Annotated in this window: 18 protein-coding genes; 7 read left to right on the plus strand and 11 right to left on the minus strand. The window is 50.5% G+C overall.

Going from position 1 to position 17,269, the window contains the following annotated elements; translation table 11 throughout:
* Position 1 precedes the first annotated feature (1 nt).
* Positions 2 to 418: an NUDIX hydrolase gene (locus tag ACFOUO_RS04445; RefSeq protein WP_380702559.1), complete on the minus strand. Its 417-nt coding sequence runs from the start codon at positions 416 to 418 to the stop codon at positions 2 to 4.
* Between the two features lie 161 nt (positions 419 to 579).
* Between ACFOUO_RS04445 and ACFOUO_RS04450 the strand changes: the two genes are divergently transcribed.
* Complete coding sequence (locus ACFOUO_RS04450) at positions 580 to 2,112, plus strand: Na+/H+ antiporter NhaC family protein (RefSeq protein ID WP_380702561.1); 1,533 nt, start codon at positions 580 to 582, stop codon at positions 2,110 to 2,112.
* Between the two features lie 260 nt (positions 2,113 to 2,372).
* Here ACFOUO_RS04450 and ACFOUO_RS04455 read toward each other — a convergent pair whose 3' ends face one another.
* From ACFOUO_RS04455 to ACFOUO_RS04480, 6 genes are all read right to left on the minus strand, one after another.
* Positions 2,373 to 2,513, minus strand: coding sequence for a hypothetical protein (locus ACFOUO_RS04455; RefSeq protein ID WP_380702563.1), 141 nt, complete (start codon positions 2,511 to 2,513; stop codon positions 2,373 to 2,375).
* Positions 2,514 to 2,577: 64 nt separating this feature from the next.
* On the minus strand, positions 2,578 to 3,264 hold the full coding sequence (gene sfsA, locus ACFOUO_RS04460; RefSeq protein ID WP_380702565.1) for a DNA/RNA nuclease SfsA: 687 nt from the start codon (positions 3,262 to 3,264) through the stop codon (positions 2,578 to 2,580).
* Between the two features lie 102 nt (positions 3,265 to 3,366).
* On the minus strand, positions 3,367 to 4,005 hold the full coding sequence (locus tag ACFOUO_RS04465) for an acetyltransferase (protein ID WP_380702567.1): 639 nt from the start codon (positions 4,003 to 4,005) through the stop codon (positions 3,367 to 3,369).
* Positions 3,944 to 5,116, minus strand: coding sequence for an aminotransferase class I/II-fold pyridoxal phosphate-dependent enzyme (locus tag ACFOUO_RS04470; protein ID WP_380702569.1), 1,173 nt, complete (start codon positions 5,114 to 5,116; stop codon positions 3,944 to 3,946). Before ACFOUO_RS04470 ends, ACFOUO_RS04465 begins: the two co-directional genes overlap by 62 nt.
* Positions 5,117 to 5,132: 16 nt before the next feature.
* The gene (locus ACFOUO_RS04475) at positions 5,133 to 6,026 is read right to left on the minus strand and encodes a glycosyltransferase family 2 protein (RefSeq protein ID WP_380702571.1); all 894 of its coding nucleotides are present in this window, start codon (positions 6,024 to 6,026) and stop codon (positions 5,133 to 5,135) included.
* A complete protein-coding gene (locus ACFOUO_RS04480) occupies positions 6,023 to 7,051 on the minus strand; it encodes a CgeB family protein (RefSeq protein ID WP_380702573.1) in 1,029 nt (342 codons plus the stop codon). The genes ACFOUO_RS04475 and ACFOUO_RS04480 overlap by 4 nt, the downstream gene beginning before the upstream one ends.
* 185 nt (positions 7,052 to 7,236) lie before the next feature.
* On the opposite strand from ACFOUO_RS04480, the gene ACFOUO_RS04485 reads away from it, so the two are divergent.
* The 3 genes from ACFOUO_RS04485 to ACFOUO_RS04495 all read left to right on the plus strand — a co-directional run bounded on the left by ACFOUO_RS04485 (position 7,237) and on the right by ACFOUO_RS04495 (position 9,668).
* Positions 7,237 to 8,082, plus strand: a complete 846-nt coding sequence (locus tag ACFOUO_RS04485; RefSeq protein WP_380702575.1) for a sulfotransferase family 2 domain-containing protein — start codon at positions 7,237 to 7,239, stop codon at positions 8,080 to 8,082.
* Positions 8,083 to 8,315: 233 nt separating this feature from the next.
* The gene (locus ACFOUO_RS04490; RefSeq protein ID WP_380702577.1) at positions 8,316 to 8,927 is read left to right on the plus strand and encodes a hypothetical protein; all 612 of its coding nucleotides are present in this window, start codon (positions 8,316 to 8,318) and stop codon (positions 8,925 to 8,927) included.
* Positions 8,928 to 9,668: a hypothetical protein gene (locus ACFOUO_RS04495; RefSeq protein WP_380702579.1), complete on the plus strand. Its 741-nt coding sequence runs from the start codon at positions 8,928 to 8,930 to the stop codon at positions 9,666 to 9,668.
* A gap of 211 nt (positions 9,669 to 9,879) precedes the next feature.
* Here ACFOUO_RS04495 and trhO read toward each other — a convergent pair whose 3' ends face one another.
* The 3 genes from trhO to ACFOUO_RS04510 all read right to left on the minus strand — a co-directional run bounded on the left by trhO (position 9,880) and on the right by ACFOUO_RS04510 (position 13,233).
* On the minus strand, positions 9,880 to 10,770 hold the full coding sequence (gene trhO / locus ACFOUO_RS04500) for an oxygen-dependent tRNA uridine(34) hydroxylase TrhO (RefSeq protein ID WP_380703253.1): 891 nt from the start codon (positions 10,768 to 10,770) through the stop codon (positions 9,880 to 9,882).
* A 124-nt stretch (positions 10,771 to 10,894) separates the two neighbouring features.
* Positions 10,895 to 12,790: a Rieske (2Fe-2S) protein gene (locus ACFOUO_RS04505; RefSeq protein WP_380702580.1), complete on the minus strand. Its 1,896-nt coding sequence runs from the start codon at positions 12,788 to 12,790 to the stop codon at positions 10,895 to 10,897.
* A gap of 242 nt (positions 12,791 to 13,032) precedes the next feature.
* Complete coding sequence (locus ACFOUO_RS04510) at positions 13,033 to 13,233, minus strand: cold-shock protein (protein WP_380702582.1); 201 nt, start codon at positions 13,231 to 13,233, stop codon at positions 13,033 to 13,035.
* 285 nt (positions 13,234 to 13,518) lie between these two features.
* On the opposite strand from ACFOUO_RS04510, the gene ACFOUO_RS04515 reads away from it, so the two are divergent.
* Together ACFOUO_RS04515 and ACFOUO_RS04520 are read left to right on the plus strand one after the other, a co-directional pair.
* A complete protein-coding gene (locus ACFOUO_RS04515; protein ID WP_380703255.1) occupies positions 13,519 to 14,004 on the plus strand; it encodes a CarD family transcriptional regulator in 486 nt (161 codons plus the stop codon).
* A 137-nt stretch (positions 14,005 to 14,141) separates the two neighbouring features.
* On the plus strand, positions 14,142 to 14,690 hold the full coding sequence (locus ACFOUO_RS04520; RefSeq protein ID WP_380702584.1) for an undecaprenyl-diphosphatase: 549 nt from the start codon (positions 14,142 to 14,144) through the stop codon (positions 14,688 to 14,690).
* Positions 14,691 to 14,932: 242 nt separating this feature from the next.
* On the opposite strand, the gene ACFOUO_RS04525 is transcribed toward ACFOUO_RS04520, so the two are convergent.
* On the minus strand, positions 14,933 to 15,748 hold the full coding sequence (locus tag ACFOUO_RS04525; RefSeq protein ID WP_380702586.1) for a hypothetical protein: 816 nt from the start codon (positions 15,746 to 15,748) through the stop codon (positions 14,933 to 14,935).
* Positions 15,749 to 15,995: 247 nt separating this feature from the next.
* Between ACFOUO_RS04525 and ACFOUO_RS04530 the strand changes: the two genes are divergently transcribed.
* Entirely contained in the window at positions 15,996 to 17,249 is a 1,254-nt protein-coding gene (locus ACFOUO_RS04530) for an MFS transporter (RefSeq protein ID WP_380702588.1), read from the plus strand.
* Positions 17,250 to 17,269 lie beyond the last annotated feature (20 nt).

Genomic DNA, 17,269 nt, shown 5'->3' on the forward strand with positions numbered 1-17,269 from the left:
CTTAACTTTCCAAATGGTATCGGGCCCTGTTCAATAATAATTGTTGCAAGTCACCATACCAAGGCATCAACTGTTGGGCTTGATTGATGTTCTTCCAATCCACGCATTGAATCTCCAAATCATTTACGGATTCTTTTTTTCCATCAACAATCCAACCCTTAAAAGTAACAAAAAAGACATGAAAGCGATCTAGGCATTCATTAACATTGACAATGCCTTCAATCTTTGCATTAAAACCTGTCTCTTCTTTGGTTTCTCGAATAGCTGCTTCAATAAGAGTTTCTCCCTTCTCCCTTTTCCCACCAGGAAGGCTCCAGGAATCCTTATTTTGAACCATCAATACTCTCTGGTATGAGTCTACTATTAAAGTATAAACCACATCAAGCCTTTGAAAATCGATTCTATCAACCTTTATCACTCCCCAAACTTATGGCTATCGTAAATATAACTTATAAATCGCATAATATTTCAGCTATTTTATCAAACCGAAAATCGATAACTTCTTGTATGATCCGGCTTCCGGGGAGCAAAGTATGGGAGACGGATTTTTCTCGTTTCCCAGGGAAGGAGAGGGTTTTGATGCAAGGTTCATTCTGGTCGCTGCTCCCGTTTCTGATCGTCATTCCTCTAGCCATACTCACTCGGCAGGTGCTTCCCGGACTCCTGGTCGGTTTGCTGGTCGGCTCGTATATGATGAAGCCGACGTTACTAGGCGGGGTAGAGGCGGCCATTCACTACCTGTTAAAAGAGCTGTCCTCCCCAGACAACCTGCGCCTGCTGGTATTTCTGTACGGATTCGGCTCCTTCGTCGGTTTAATCCGCGTAACTGGGGGTGTCTCCGGTTTCTCCCAGTGGATGAACCGCCATATTCGTTCGGTCCGCGGGGCTTTCGGGCTCACCTGGCTATCTTCCGCTGCCACCTTCATGGCCCCCGATTTTCGCATCATTACTGTCGGTCCTGTCATGCAACGGGTTTTTCAGCGGTTGAAAGTGCCTGATTCCAAGGTAGCTTTTGTCATTGACGCCACATCCACACCGTTGATCGCGCTCATCCCGGTCGGAACGTGCTTTGTCGGATACATGGTCGGTCTGATCGGTGATGCCGCCCGCCCTCAGGATCTGGGTGGATCTGCCTACGGACTGTTGCTCAAAAGCCTCCCATTCAATTTCTTCGCCATCCTGATGTTACTTTATGCCCTTTACCGGACCTTTTTCACAGGGAATCGCGATGAGTGCAAAAGTGACGACCCCGCCGATTGCCCTCCGGCGATTCAAACCCCTTTTCGGATGTCCCCCCAAGTCGCCTATCTGGATAGAATGGACGGAAAGCAAAGGGAAAAGAGCCAGGAGAAAATCTCCGGCGCCAGCAGTGAACACGAACCGGACAGCGATTTCCCGGACCCGGTGGATATCGTGGCCGATTCGGCCAAGCCTCGAACTATCCACTTGATCGTTCCCCTTCTCACCCTCATCCTATCTACCTTTATCCTCACCTGGTGGGACGGCACTGCGAAAGCTCCCTCTTTTTTGGGGGCGCTGGTAAAGGCCGATGCCGCCAAGGCGATGCTCGGGGCGGTTTTTATCACGCTGCTTTTGTCGATGGTATGGTATGCTGCCTATCGGCAACCCCTATCCCGGGTCCTGTTCGGTTTTTTGCAGGGAGGCAATGAAATGATGGGGGTCAACGTCCTGCTCGCTCTTGTCTGGGCTTTGACAGCCGTTTCCACGGACCTGGGATTCATCCACTACACCAAAAGCCTTATCGGGGAGGCTATCCCGTCTCTGTGGCTGGCACCCGTTTTATTTTTGTTGGGATGCGTGATCGCTTACATTATCGGCTCGACCTTCGGAGCCTGGGCGATCCTGATGCCACTCGGATTTTCCCTCGCCGCGGGCACAGGAACCCCGCTTCCCCTGATCGCCGGAGTGGTCTTCGCGAGTGGCACTTTTGGAGGGTTCGCCTCTCCCCTCAGCGACAACACCGTAGCTATGGCTACCGTCATGAAGCTTCCGCTGATGGGATACTCTCGCATGAAACTGAAATCCTCTCTTCTGGTCTGTATCATAAGTGCTGTTCTATATGCAGCGGCGGGCTGGTTTTTTGGCTCTTGATGCGCCTGAATAGAAAAATCCCCCGATCACTCGGGGGTTTTTGGTTGGCTGACCGCTCCAGGTTGAGATTCCAAGTCGGGGTTGGCCTCTTGTTTCTCTCTTATCCGTTCCACTGTTTCTCGCTCTTCATTCCGATCTGTCATGGGACCACCTCCCTTGTATATCCTTACCCTTAAATACAGAAACAAAACAATTTTATCCATGATTTTCTTGAAGTAGATAAAGAGAACACCCGCCGGTCTCGCGGCAGGTGTTAGACATCACGTATTTGGTTTATTAGGGCCTTCCAGCTTTTTGTTGCCATAGCCCGGGGCCTTCAGCTCTTCCTTCTTCGCGGAGGAATCCGTCCGTTTGGCATACTGCTCGAGACTCTCGTTCGGTTGACGGTCAGTCTGTTTCATAATGAATGGCCTCCTTTCGCCCATAGCATCCCCATAGGAAACAGGGCCATTCGGCCAAATGAAATCAGAAAACGACGGGGATTTCCCGCGCAAGACGAATCGCATCAAAGCGGATGGAACACGTATAAGCCCGAACGGGGATCCCTTTGCTAGCTGCTTCCCGCAGTTTCGCTCCCAGGAGGGGATCAATTCCGTCGTGAGGAGTGAACGAGGTGACAAAATCCATGAACACGACCAACACCACAGCACCCCGGTATCCCTCTTCCGCCGCCCGGATCAGCTCCCCGATGTGCTTTTGGCCGCGGAGAGTGGGAGCATCGGGAAACTTGGCGATGCCGTCCTCTTCATAGGTAACGCATTTCACCTCGATTAGGGTCGCGGGGTCCCCTTCTACCTGAAAATCCATCCGACTCGCACCGTAAGGAACTTCCCGGCGCATCTTCCCACTCACCCAGTCAACACGACCGTTGAGCACTGCCTCTTCAAAAACCCGGTTGGCCAATGCCGAGTGAATGCAGATCCAGTGGTTATTCTTGTTGACGAAGGTTAGGCTAAAGGGATGCTTTCGTTTCGGGTTGTCTGATCGGCTCAGAACCACCTCCGTGCCGGGATGGAGCATCTCGTTCATCCGCCCTGTATTAGGCACATGGACAACCTCACGCCTCCCGTCGATTTCCACCACTGCCTGGAAGCGATTAGGTCTGTGAAGGAAGATCCCCTTCACTTTCTCACCGGGTATGGGGACGGCCATCGACTCACCTCACGGAAAAATAAACAATGGAGTTTCATTTTACCACAGGCCCACGGCGCGGTCTCCACCATGATCACCCGGCAGCTAATTTTTTCAATACCTCTATGCCAAGTTTTTCTTAAAACGGGCGGGCACGCCAGCATAGAGAACGTTGGACGGCACAGAATCTTTAACGAAGGCTCCCCCGCCGATGCACGACCAGGACCCGATGGTGATCTTTTCCCGGATCGACGATCCCATCCCGATAAACGTTCCTTCTCCGATGGTTGAATGACCGCCGACCACAACCATCGGGGCGATGGTAGCATAATCCTCGATCACGGCGTCATGCCCCACCACCACATTCCGGTTGATAATGACAAAATCGCCGAGCGTGGTATTCAGGGTTAGCGTTGCCCCCGCTGATACAATACAGCCTTTTCCGAGTGTATTTCCCTTGGGGATATGAACCGAGGGATGGACCAGCGTATCTGCGATGGGAAAGCCCGCTTGTCTCGTTTTGGCGACAAATCGCTTTTTCACCGAGGGATCGGCTACTCCTGCACATAGGATCTCACACCGGCCCCGAAAAGCGGGAGGAACATCGCCAATGTCGCCCAGGACTGGAATCCCGTCCACAACCTGCCCTTTCATTTCCGGCCTTTCATCCAAAAATCCGATGACTCGGACTCCCGCCAGCTCACAGATCAGACAGACCTCTCTCCCGTGCCCCCCGCACCCCCAGATGATGACGTCTATCATTCGTTGATACACCCCCGACGATGAAGCGGATATGTTCCACGGTCAGTTCCTCCCATAAAGGCAAACTGAGAATACGACCGGCTATATGATGGGTGACAGACAGCGCTGTCCGAGGACAGGATTGGAACTGTCGATGCTGATGACAGGAAGGAGAAAAATACGTACGTGCTTCAATCCCGCGTCCATGGAGCTGATTTACAATCTCCTGGTTGGACTGATCCGCCGGGCATAAAACGGACAAAAACTGGGGAGTGACACGCCCCTTTGTCTCCTGGTAGCGCCATCCTTGATGAAAGAGGTGGTGCTGCTGAAACTGCTCTTTGTACCATTGGACAACCCGTTCGATCGTGCTGCGTTTTTTTGGAAAGGCGTCCAGGGTGGCTAAAGCGATCGCCGCGACGTACTCGGACATTTTGCTGTTCAATCCCTGCATCGTGACTTCCCTGTCTGGCGAGAAACCAAAATTTCCAGCTTGACGCACTTCGTCCACTAGGGAAGGGTTCCCACTGTACACGAGACCTCCCTCACCGATTCCAAATGATTTGGTTGCATGGAAACTAAAAACCACCATGCCGGGAAAACCACAGCCGAACTGACCCTTTTCCCCTGTGGTGCCAAAACTAGAAGCTGCATCAACCACCACGGGAATCCCGTTTCGATGAAGTTGTCGGTACGTATCCAGCTTCAGATCGGTTCCGAATACTGCATAGGGAACCACCACGGCTACCTGGTCTCCCAGTTTTTTTAATACCTGTTCGAGCAACTCCTCATCCATGCACCAGTCATCCGGCCGAATATCGACGAAGTAGGGAATCAGTCCACACCATATCGCCGCTAGAGGGGTTGCAGGAAAGGTAAAGCTGGGCATCAATGCATACTTGCCGCCTCGGCGTCTACTTTGGGAAATGGCTAACATCAAACCGGTTGTCGCATTGTTGACAGTGGTCACCGCTCCCTGGCCCCCGAAATGCTGTTGAAGGACCCGCCTTTCAAACCGGTTGTTTAAGGGCCCATAGTTGCTGTAAATTCTCGACTCATCAATCTGGGTCAGATAATAGGCCCACTTCTCTTTCCTTACCAGGGAAGGACGTAAAAAAGGGATCTTCATCACATAAACATAAGCCCCCTTATTTCAAGGTCCGGAGAATCGAATCAATCCGTTTTTCTACGGTATCCACTTTTTCCCGAACCCTGGGATCCTGAACTTTCTGAAGCTCTTCGACGTATTGACGGTGGGTGTACAAAGCTGCTTTGAATAGATGATCGGTTTCCAAAAAACCGTCTTTCCTGGAGTCCACCATTAAATCCAACCATTCCGTGAGGGGGGCATACAGGACATCGAAAGACCGGTTTTGCTCAGGATGCATCCGGAAATAACTATATGCCTCCGGTAGGTAAACCGCCTTCCCTTTCGATAACAACAATAGCCAGGAAGCCACATCATTCAAGGTGGAGTATTGTTTTCCACGGTACATGCCAAAATTCTCGGTCAGATCTGCTTTGCGGAACATCACCGTCGTCGGTTCGCCAATCACGTTGATGCAATGGGATAAGACATAATTCCCGAAAGTTTTTCCGTTTAATACCGCGGTTTGTTCAAACAATTTCACGGTAGCCTTGATCGGTGGCAGAAGATTCCCATGTTGGTCAAAGGGCTGTCGATAGGAAGTGACGAGGGAAACATCCTCAAACCTCTGCAATACATCCACCATCTTTTGCACCTTTTCTGGATGAAACAAATCATCATCCATCAAGTAGTTGATCAGTTCTCCCTTGGCTAACTGAAAGCATTTGTGAAAATTTTGCACAAACAAGTTTTTTTCGTTCTTGTAGTACCGTATGCAGGAGAACCGTTCCAAATAAGGGATCAACATAGACTGGACCTGGTCATCCGTACTATCGTCACAGATGACAATTTCGATATTTGAATAGGTCTGCCGCAAGACACTGCTTAAAGCCACCTCGAGAAAGTAGGGGCGGTTATACGCAGGGATCACCACGCTGACCAAAGGATCCTTCATCGCATCTGCCCCTCCTTCCGATCAGGAGATCCCATGATGACATGGAGCAACTGGATCAATCGCTTTTGGTACGTATGCTCTTCCATCGTCCGGTGGAAGCCCTTGGACGCGATTTGCTTCCGTTCATCCTCGCGATTTAGATAGTGATCCAGTTTATCCACCAATTCCTTTGGATTTCTGAAGGTGGCCAGTTCCTCTTCAGGCGTATAAAATGTCTGCAAATCCGGGCGCAAGTCCGTCAGTTGGAAGGCACCACAGGCGCAGATTTCAAAGGTCCGGGGATTGACGGAATGAGCATAGATCCTTCGTGAATTCCCGATGAAATAGGTCATATCGTCATAAGAACGGTGAAGGTTGATCACGATTTTGGACCCGTTAAAATAGCGGTTGGTCTCGGAAAACGGAGTACCGAGAAGATGAATGTTATGGGACAACATAGCATAGGAGGGAAGGGCATTCCACAGCGGGCCGATAATAATAAAATCCCTACTGGCTAAATAATCGGAAATTTCTTCGATAAAATCGACTCGGTTCCTCCATCCGGTCCCGATAAAACAAATATCCCGTTGATAGGACGAATGGACCTTTTGGGGGTAAAACACCTGGGTATTGACCCCCAACGGTAGGTAATGAACCTCATCGCATCCCATGAGCTGATATAAGGAGATGCAGCTTAATTCCATGGTGAAAATATAATCATACTCTCTTACATACGTGACGGTCGTATCGGTATAGTACGGGTCATCCGTCAGCCATACAGCCGTTTTAATCCCTTGCTCACTCAACTCGGCAATCTGCCCGGCGGGAACTTGGTCTCCAAGCAAGACAAGAACGACGTCGGGCTCCTTATCCGCCACTTTACGGGCGACATTCTCCGACGGGCTGACATCATAGACCTCGTTGACCAGCTCTTTCAAAGCCCTGATAATCCCCTCGTTGATTACCGAATAAACACCCGTGTAGGCGGATTTGACATAGGCAACCCGTATATCCCACATCTTCTGTTCCCGCTTCCATGAGCCCAAGGTTGCATCCCTTCTTCGTTGAACTTTTCTCCGGTTGTTGTATCGGGACAACGACCCTCCACGGATCTCCCATTTATCCTAAGAATTTAGGGATGATCCTGCCACGGCGAATATCCGAAGCCCGGACCTGCAGTCCTGGAATAACATAAAATAACCGATCATCGGGTCACCATCCCCGCCTTGGGATGCTACTCTCAATCACACTGGAATGTCGGGGAAAAGGAGGAATCTCCATCAAAGACGAATTGATCATTTTTATTCATATTCCCAAAACAGCGGGTACAACCTTGCGTTCCATCTTAAAAAAAGAATACGGTCCCCTTATGAAGCCCTTCTATCTCGATAAAGAACAGCCCCCAGATATGAAGCCCCTCTTGGCGTGCAAAAAATGTATCGGCGGACATATCGGATATGGAATCTGGATGCCGTACTGGAATCGATCGCTCCTTTTGGAAAACCCATGTTCCAGGCCCGTCTCTTATATCACCATGCTCAGGGACCCTGTTGAACGATTGATCTCCCTGTACAATTTCCTGAAAATTATCTATCTCCCTATTCAAGAGCCGGCTAGTGTCATCTTCAACCTGACTTTCGAGGATTTCGTCGAAAGCAACCACTATCAGGCCGATACGCAAACGCTGTATATCACAGGAGGAAGCCTGGATATAGATACCGCTAAACATCATCTCACCCGCTTCCGCGCAGTCGGGATCACGGAGCGATTTGATGAATCCATCTTCCTGATGAAGCGGAAATTCGGTTGGGGAGACCTCCACTATCAAAAATTGAATATCACTCCGAACCGTCCCCAGAAAAACCAGCTGACCGATTCAATCATACAACGGATCCAAGAGAGAAATGCCCTGGATGTGGAATTATATCGGTTTGCAAAATCCCTCTTGGAACGGGAAATCAAATCGTTGGATTCACAATCCGGTGAAGAACTTCGCCAATTTTTGAACAGGCCGGTTGTGAAATCTAAAAAATTTATACCATCCCACCGATTGACAAACAGGCAGCCTGGCCTCTAAAAAAGCCGAGCTGCTTTTTTTCAAATGGGGAACATTTTCTGTCCCAGCCGCGTATCACAAGAGTATGGGAGATGGGAATACATCCTGCTTAGGCTCAAACAATCTCTATGACGGGCGATCCATAGAAAAAAAGGCGGATCTTTAGTTGTCTGCCTTTGTACGTTGGTTCGGTCTCTGAATAAGATGAAACCGGAAATGTCATTTTTCCCGAATAGATGAAAGGGGGATGTATTTTGTGTCGTAAATGTCAGTCCACCTCTTCAATCCAGCTCAATGATAACCAAATGGCCCAGGTGATCGATGAACTGGATTTTATCGATGGTGACTCCTTAAGCTTTTCCCAGCCGGTGCAGGGTGATATGAAGGTGGATCCGTGTAAACCCATTCCTACACCTGGAAAACCTGCCGCTGTCAGGTGCTTCCCGGTCTGTTGTACCGCTCAGTTTAAAGTCGATTTGTCCCATCAACAGTTCGGTGGTCTTCAGGTGCAGAATGGAGAGCTGGTCGATGCTTTTGGAAATGGGGCATTTTCCAGCATTCGAACCGGCAACCTAACCATCGACCCCATCACACAAACCCATGGAGACGTCGTCCAGGGGAATGTTCAGGTCCTTATTAACGCCGGGACCCACTGCCCATGCGTGTTTGTCCGGGTGCCCTTCCAATGCTTTATCGGCCTTCACCCACGTGATATCGTGACGGCCGTGCAGGTGAAGAGCGTGCAGCTGAAGACCCAATTCGTCGATCCGGACTTCAGTTTACCCCGGGGAAGCATCCGGCTGCTAGTGATCATCCGTCTGAAAGTGTGTGTGTTATCACCTAAAAAGGAAAGGGATGAAGAATAGATGGCCGATTGCTGCAATAATATTCCTCAGGCATGTATACCGCTGCAACCTACACCCACTCCTCCTGCCCTGACATCGGATTGTTTCGTTGTCAATTCTCTCGTTTGCAGCACAAACGTTCAAAAGGTCGCCGAACTCATCCTGCCTGCCGTTACCATTAACCCTATCATTACCATTGATCCAACCGGCACCATCACCCCCCTTGTCACACTGACACCGGATATCAATGGCGCCGTAAGCAACACCCTCCTGATCCGCGATAAAGTGATCAACACCGGTTTTATCCCGGCCAACATCACCATCGCCGGCATCGAGCTCCCTGTTCAGGTCAACTTGCCCTTCCAACAGGAAACCGAATGCCCAGGGGCTTGCCCGCAAGATACCTTAACGGAGACCCCCTTCCAAGTCGAAGCGGTGATCGTTCAGGGGATCGCCGCACTGGGAATCACGGTGGCTGCCATTCGGTTTAAAGTCGTCTTCCGTACGACGATAACGGTCACCCGACCCGTCATCGCCAAACTTCCCGGGGTCAAACCCGTACAGGATTTGAACCCTGACCGCTGCGAAACGAACGGCACCCCGGGATTACCCACCAACGGCAATGCTGGCTCCCTCAATACATCAACGATCCTCGGTGCGAGCCAACCTCCAGCGATACAGAACCAGCCCAATCAGTCTGGCACAGTATCTCTCCAGCAAAATCCCGGGCAAAATCAATCCCCCGACGGTTCCGACGGCTAATAGAAAAAAAGGAAATTCACCGGTTAACGATCAGACCAATTGTTCAATTGGTCTTTTTCCTTTAGGAGCGATCCTGCCTTCTTTCAATCTATCGATTCGGTTTATAAGAATATTGTATTCGGTTGGTTAAATTTTGCTATAGATGGTAGTTGGATTTTTGGATCAATGGGTAGATTAGGACTTAAAAAAACGCCCCTTGTAGGACGCATGATTAGACGGTCTTTGCTTCCTTCTCGCAGGACGACCCGCAGAATCCCCCGTGCTCTTCTTCACAACCGGAACAGCAAAGATACAAGCGGTGGCATGGATCATTCCGGCAGTTGATATAGCGTTCTGACGGTTCGCCGCAGTGAAGGCATCGACCCACCGTCATCTCCTCCACCCGGTTAACCGATACAGAGAGGCGCTCGTCAAAAACAAAACATTTGCCTTCGAAATCTAACCCCTTCACCTCTGGATCTTTCCCATAGGTAACGATCCCACCCTCCAGCTGGGCGACATCCCGGAATCCCTCCTCCAGCATGTAGGCGGTCAGTTTCTCGCAGCGGATCCCCCCCGTGCAGTAGGTAAGGATTTTTTTGTCTTTGTAATCAGCCAGGTGGTCTCGGATCCAGTCGGGAAACTCCCGAAACGAACGGACATTGGGACGGATGGCGTTTTTAAAACGGCCAAGGTCATACTCGTAATCGTTGCGACCATCGAGAATCAGTACCTCTTCGTCCTGCATCGCCTCATGAAATTCTTTGGGAGAGAGGCGTTTTCCGCTTTTCTGATTCGGGTCTAATTCCCGGTCGACACGGAAGGTGACCAGCTCTTCTTTAGGGCGCACATGCATTTTTTTAAACGCGTGTCCTTCATGGGGATCTACCTTGAATACCATCTCCCGGAACCGAGGGTCCTGGTGCATCGCCTCCATGTAAACCTCCGTGGCGGCAATCGTGCCGGAAACCGTACCGTTGATCCCCTCTTCAGCTACCAGAATGCGTCCTTTTAGGCCCAACTCTTGACAGAAAGCGAGATGTCTTTTAGCAAAATCCTTCGGATCATCGATCCGAACGTACTTGTAATATAGCAAAACTTGATAGCCATCCGTTGATTCGATTTCCTTTGACACTGACACACCCTTCACACTCCTTCATGACAACCCGCCGCGACAGAGTACCACGACGGGGTTTCCCTCCCCATTGTAAACCAAGAAGCCCCCTTAGGGAAAAGGGGACTTTTCCCTAAGAGGGCTGGTCGAAAAGATGTTCACCCCGGTGCAACCGCCATGCAATGTTTGCTGTGCGGGGTATCTCCCGAGCTGTGGGGGCATGGGCAGCCAGATAGCGGGTCATCGCTAGTATAAGTATCCGAGAAGCACGACGGGCAAAGGCAGTATCTTCTGCCTCCCAGCGGTCATGTTCGTCAAGGGCCGCCTCGATCATCTGGAAAGAATGGAATTCTGCGTCCTCGCGGAGCAGAGAGTAACCCAGCGTATTGAAGAGAGCACCTTTATCCCCACCGGCATCTAGATAGTCGGCCACCCACTCCGCAGCCTCTGCTACCTGTTGTTGTTTGTCCATCAGCTCGAGGAGCTCATCGGGATTCAACGGGGAGCGGTCTCCCTCGGCCTTCTCCTCCGGGAGGCGGGCAGCAGGCACGTTGAGGAAGCGATCCAGGTATACACTCATTGCTCCATGAAACACAGCCCGCATCAAGGCAGGAGATGGCGAACGAAGAAGGCTCTTGTGAACGGCATGGGCATGGGTAAAGGTGTGGAGGACGGTGATCCAATCACTGAATTCATTTTGCACATGAAAACGAGCAATCCGTTCTGCTGCTGCGAGGGTGACAAGGCGGGCCAACCGGGCAGGGGCCATCCCTGCCTTCAGGGCAGATACCATCTTTTCGACGGTGGCGACGGGGCGATCCCCTAGGAATCGCTCCATCCACGCTTCTTCTCCGTCTTCTCCTTTTCCGTCGCCGAATGCCATCCCTTCCAGCTCCCGAAAGGCGGTATGGAGCGGTGCCACCAAGTCGACGGGTGCCTGCCAGCTATGGCGTTCCTCACTCCGTTCCGCCCCTGCCAACTGAGGGAGTAGGGAGGTAAGGACCCGCTCTCGCTCTCCATCCCCTACATGCTCCAGCACCTCAAAAGCTTTGTTGTGAAAATCTAGAACATGGCCGGTATCCATATAGAAATGGTCCGTCAAGGCGGCCAGCATCATATCAGAAAGCTGTCCCGTTTCCGCCCCAGCCCGAATGGCCGTAAGAAGGATTCGTTCCGCCCCCCTCACATCCCTCACTTCCACCGCCTGCCTGTACCAGCGGGTGAGGCGGGTCAAGTCCACTTCTTCTTCCTCAGGCAAAGCCTCATGCAAAAACCAGGTTCCCGATCCGGCACTTTCCCAGGCGATATGAACCATGCCATGATAAAGAGCGAGTATCTTCCCTTTCTTATCCAGTCGGGGAAGGATATAGAGCATCGCCGTCAGGATCGTCAATCCGCCGCGCCAGCCGGACCGCCTGTGGGTTGTTCCAAATTGGATACCGATCCTTGCAATAGCTTCTGGGGGTTCCTCCGCCTCTACTAACCCCACCACTGCTTTGGCGATGACAAGAGCGAGGTTATGTTCCAGACCCTCCCGCAAACGGCGGCGGTACCGCTCCCTCTCCTGCACTTGTTGGAGTTGGTTCTCACGGTTTTCGGCTCGATCTTCCCGATCATGGCCCAGAGTCTCCTCGTCGTGATCGTCGTGACAATAGCAAGCCCTGTTTCCTCCGCACGAGCCACTTGAAGAGCGGGAAGCCCCCACTACTCTTGGCTTTGACCTGGGATCAACCCAAACCTGACCCTCTCTCACCTCTACCGCATGAACTTGAACATCATCCGCCCAGGGGTCCAGCGTTCCTCCACTCCGGATGTCAAAACGGGCATGATGCCATTCACACGTCAGGATACCGTCTTTCAGGGCTCCCTTGTGAAGCGGAAAACCCATATGAGGGCAGCGATTATCCACGGCAAATACCTCATTCTCGTAAAAAAACACAGCGATTCCATACCGGTCGCCTCTGACCAGTTTGACACGCGATTTTTGAAGTTCATCGAGGGGACCGACAAGGATCCAATCTTTTTTCATTCATGATACCTCCCGAAATCCGTTATGCTTCTCATTGTAGGGGATTCCGTCTTCTTCAGCCTCCGGACCAAGACGGAAATCCTCCTACAGACAAAGTCCCCCCTGAAATAGGTCCAGGCCTAAGCCAAAGGTCCGAATCTAAAGACGCAAAAAGGCCCGGTTTCTATCAGGAAGAAACCGGGCCATGCAAAATAAAAAAACTACCGGCATAGGATGCCGGTAGTTTTTTTATCGGTTCGTGCTTAGATTTTTTCTACGTTTTGAGCTTGCTCGCCACGGTTGCCTTGGGTGATTTCAAAGCGCACTTTGTCGCCTTCATCCAGAGACTTAAAGCCTTCGGCGTTGATGGCGGAGAAATGAACGAACACGTCGTCGCGTCCTTCCACTTCGATGAAGCCAAAACCTTTTTCAGCGTTGAACCATTTTACGGTACCTTCGATCATCGTAAAACCTCCAAAAAATATAATGTGTTGCACATATCCGGTAACAATTCACACATTATAAAGGATTACAACCCCAGCCTTATAACCCTTTATAACATGTGAATTATACCTCAATATTACAACCAGAAATTAGTATAGCACATGTCATCAGTTTTTGCAAAGCAATATCTTTTTTCGACAAGCTCATTGACTGCCGTCGGCCATGTGTGGTAATATTGTTTGTTTTGTTTGCTATATCGTCCAATGTATGATATCATAAATAGGACTACTCCAGGGGGTGATTTTCTGTTTCAAGTTGGCGATAAAATTGTGTATCCCATGCATGGAGCCGGTATCATTGAAGCCATTGAAGAGAAAGAAATCCTGGGAGAAAAACAACACTACTACTTGATAAATATGCCGATGGGTAACGTTCATATCATGATTCCCATGGAAAAGGTTATGAATCTGGGTATCCGAGAGATTGTCGATCGCGATACCATGGACGATGTTCTGCACACCTTCCATGATCATAAATCCGATTCGTCGGTCGCCTGGAACCAACGGTATCGCAAAAACATGGATAAACTGAAAACCGGCGACATCTATAAAGGAGCCGAGGTCATCCGTGATTTGCTCCGAATTAATAAAGACCGCGTGCTCGGAGCTGGCGAGAAGAAAATGCTCGACAATGCGATGCAAATGTTTATCAGCGAATTGGTATCCGTTAAAAAAATCACGGAAGAACAGGCCACTGATCTAGTGAATCAATTCCTTCACAAAGATGCTTAAAGAGTAATCCTCTTGACACCACCTCCTTTTTTAAAAGATGGTTGGTGTTTTTTTGTGCCATTTGCTTATTTACCTCGATAGGAGGACCCAGTACAATGAAGTCCATAGATATAGAAAAGGTAAAGGGGAAATAACCGATGGACTTCACGATTTTTCAATGGATCAACAGTTTTGCTGGGAAAAATCCACTTTTGGATGGGTTGATGATGGGCATGACGGCTTACGGCCCTTATGGATTTGCCATCCTCTTGTTCCTTATGCTGCTCAACTGGCGTTCTAAATCCCAACGGATCGGCGGTTTCTATGCCGGTGTGACCTTGATGCTAGCTTTTATCATAAGTTATGGGATCGGTCAATGTTGGTCTCGGGAACGCCCCTTCGTAACCCATGATCAAGTGAATGTGCTCCTTCACCATGCCGCCGATTCGTCCTTTCCAAGTGATCATACCACCGGCGCATTTGCCATTGCTTTCGCCCTTTGGTATCACAACCGTTTCCTGGGCGGAATCCTGTTAGTGTTGGCACTCATGATCGGCATTTCCCGTCCCTTTGTGGGCCATCATTATCCGGGAGATGTGTTAGCAGCGATCCTAATCGCTTTCCTGGCAGCAAAAACGGTACAACTCATCCGCGAAAAGCGGCAACATCCACTCCCCGCTAAAACCCCTGTCTCCACCCGCGGATGAGCCCAAAATGCAGCTCAGTGATAAAAAAAGCCTGCGTCATGCAGGCTTTTCTCATTTACCCCTTCGCTACCCTCAGTAGCCGCAATCGGCACATCTCTTAACTCCGAATCTTTTTGGGATCTGAAAGGAATATCCACCCTCTCCGATTAATCCGTTCCACCCGTCTCCAGTGTTCTTCAATCTTCAACTCGAGCATAGGTTCCCACATAACAGTTCCTCCTTTCAACAGGGCCCGATATCTCTCATCCTTCTAACATCCCAAGATAGTGGTCGATGGAACGAAGGGTGATCGCCTTGCCGTCGCCGGTGATCGACCTCCCTGACCAGGCTCCGTGGATGTGATCAAAATCCCAACCTTCTATCACGAGTCGAATCCGCTGCATCTCCTGTGCTGGGAGAGGAATGTGATTGGGAAAGCTGTACATAAAGCTGACCCGGTCTAGGCCAGGAGTCACAAAAATGGTATCCCCGGTCAGGATAGACCCTTTCCCCTCGGCGCCTTCTCTCCAATGAAGAAAGGTGCTCCCAGGAAAGTGACCGCCAAGGCGAACAGCTGTTACGTTGGAGGTAAGACGGTATTCATCCCCCGACCAAAACTGGATCTTGTCCTTTGGCCCCATCACCCAATCACGATCCGCTTCGTGCAGGTACACCGGACAATCGAGAGCCTCTCCCCAGCCCGCATAGTTACTATAAAAATGGGGGTGGGAGATCACAATCCCCTTCAATCCCCCTTTCTGTCGCATCCATTCCACTGTCTTATCATCCAGGTAGGTCGTGCAGTCCCATAAGAAATTGCCGTCTTCTGTCTTCAACAAGAGGGCCCGTTGCCCGATAGCGAAAGAAGGACGGGTGACGATTTCCGTAAGTCTCGGCTCCAAGGGCAGCTGTTCATTCCGGTATCCTGCATTTTTCATCACTTCCAAAGTAGTCCAAGCCTGACCCCCGGGACGGATATATTGCCGGTCGTCCATGCAAATGGGGCAGCTGATAGGCTCTTTCTCTGATTCACTAAATCGGGTGCCGCAGGTGATGCAGATGTAGGATGTCTGGTCCATATCCAATCCTCCTTCGCGGTTCTCCATCTCATTATCGGTGGAAGTTTGGCCTCTTTCATCGGTCTCAAGGCCCGTTTCCCCCTAGATCTTTTGACGGAAACGGCTCTCTAGCTATTTAAATTTGCAGGTGATTTTGCATAATTCCATACAATTTGTTGGTAGGACCCGTCCAACCTATCGGATTTTCTATTCTCACATGCCCCTAATAACCCTTATCCTGTAAAAAAGGATGGGAAAGGGGAGCGACATGCGAAAAATTCATTACGGTTGGTGGGTGTTGTTTTTCTCCTTCTTTTCCCTGCTGACGGTTCAAGGTGCGCGGTTGTCATTCGGCGCATTCATCGTTCCGTGGGAAGAATCTTACGCAGCGGGCAGAGGGACCGTCTCCTTCATCGGCACCTTAAGTTTTATCGTTTACGGATTAACCCAGCCCCTCGTAGGGAAGCTAATCGACCGGTGGGGTGTACGGCGTGTCCTGTCTTACAGTGCCCTTATCGCCGGTATCGGCTTTCTTTTGACTGTGACAGCTTCGACAACCTGGGAGTTGTGGGCTTGGTTCGGAATCCTAGCTTCCATCGGATTCGGCGGCGCCTCCAGCGTGGCAGCCTCAGTGGCCGTCACACATTGGTTTAATGAAAAAAGGGGACTGGCCCTGGGAATTATCACCTCAGGATTTGGAGCCGGACAATTCTTTATCGTTCCCCTGGCATTGGGTTTAATCGAAAGAACAGGATGGCAGGCGGCTTCATTGACTTTGGGGGGGATTCTCGTTCTTGTCGCTTTTCCCCTTCTGTTAATTTTTCTGAAGAACCGTCCCTCTGACATGGGACTACAACCCTATGGGGGAGAACCAACAGCCCAGGAGACACCGAAGACAAAAGAAAATCTGGAGGAGACGGGCCCTCCTTTTTGGCGTCATCGGGGCTTTTGGTGCCTAATCCTCCCCTATTCCATCTGCGGGTTTACAACGACAGGGTTGATGGATACCCATTTGATCCCCTTCGCCCACGGGCACGGATTTTCAGCGGCTGTCACCGGAACAGCAGTCAGCCTGTTAGCCCTGTTCAACGTCATCGGCACCTTGGCTTCCGGCCATTTTGCCGACCGGTGGAACATTCGCTGGATGCTGGTGACTCTGTACGCCATCCGAGCCGTAACGGTATTCTGCCTAATCTATACCCACCAAGCCTACTTGCTGTGGTTGTTCGCCATCCTTTTCGGTTTGGTCGACTTCTCAACAGTAGCTCCCACAACACTAAAGACAACCCGTTATTTTCAAGCAAAGAGTGTCGGATTGGTCTTGGGATGGCTGTCCTTCGGCCATCAAGTCGGTTCAGCTTTAGGAGCCTACATTCCAGGGTGGTTATATGATTTGACTGGGGGGTATGGCGCCGCTTTTATCTTTTCAGCCCTTCTTTTGGGGGGAGCCGTGTTATTCAGTTTCTTCCTCCCAGACTTGCGTACCGTTCCAAAGATAAAAACCGAATCTCTAGCCAATTGACATACCCCCAAAGCTACCCA

This window comes from Salinithrix halophila, assembly GCF_042650125.1.
GTDB lineage: Bacteria > Bacillota > Bacilli > Thermoactinomycetales > DSM-45169 > Salinithrix > Salinithrix halophila.

Excerpts from the sequence above, each read along its gene's own strand:
- ACFOUO_RS04450 (WP_380702561.1), top strand. The coding sequence starts at position 580 with ATGCAAGGTTCATTCTGGTCGCTGCTCCCGTTTCTGATCGTCATTCCT.
- ACFOUO_RS04455 (WP_380702563.1), bottom strand. The coding sequence starts at position 2,513 with ATGAAACAGACTGACCGTCAACCGAACGAGAGTCTCGAGCAGTATGCC.
- sfsA (WP_380702565.1), bottom strand. The coding sequence starts at position 3,264 with ATGGCCGTCCCCATACCCGGTGAGAAAGTGAAGGGGATCTTCCTTCAC.
- ACFOUO_RS04465 (WP_380702567.1), bottom strand. The coding sequence starts at position 4,005 with ATGATAGACGTCATCATCTGGGGGTGCGGGGGGCACGGGAGAGAGGTC.
- ACFOUO_RS04475 (WP_380702571.1), bottom strand. The coding sequence starts at position 6,026 with ATGAAGGATCCTTTGGTCAGCGTGGTGATCCCTGCGTATAACCGCCCC.
- ACFOUO_RS04485 (WP_380702575.1), top strand. The coding sequence starts at position 7,237 with ATGCTACTCTCAATCACACTGGAATGTCGGGGAAAAGGAGGAATCTCC.
- ACFOUO_RS04495 (WP_380702579.1), top strand. The coding sequence starts at position 8,928 with ATGGCCGATTGCTGCAATAATATTCCTCAGGCATGTATACCGCTGCAA.
- ACFOUO_RS04505 (WP_380702580.1), bottom strand. The coding sequence starts at position 12,790 with ATGAAAAAAGATTGGATCCTTGTCGGTCCCCTCGATGAACTTCAAAAA.
- ACFOUO_RS04510 (WP_380702582.1), bottom strand. The coding sequence starts at position 13,233 with ATGATCGAAGGTACCGTAAAATGGTTCAACGCTGAAAAAGGTTTTGGC.
- ACFOUO_RS04520 (WP_380702584.1), top strand. The coding sequence starts at position 14,142 with ATGGACTTCACGATTTTTCAATGGATCAACAGTTTTGCTGGGAAAAAT.
- ACFOUO_RS04525 (WP_380702586.1), bottom strand. The coding sequence starts at position 15,748 with ATGGACCAGACATCCTACATCTGCATCACCTGCGGCACCCGATTTAGT.
- ACFOUO_RS04530 (WP_380702588.1), top strand. The coding sequence starts at position 15,996 with ATGCGAAAAATTCATTACGGTTGGTGGGTGTTGTTTTTCTCCTTCTTT.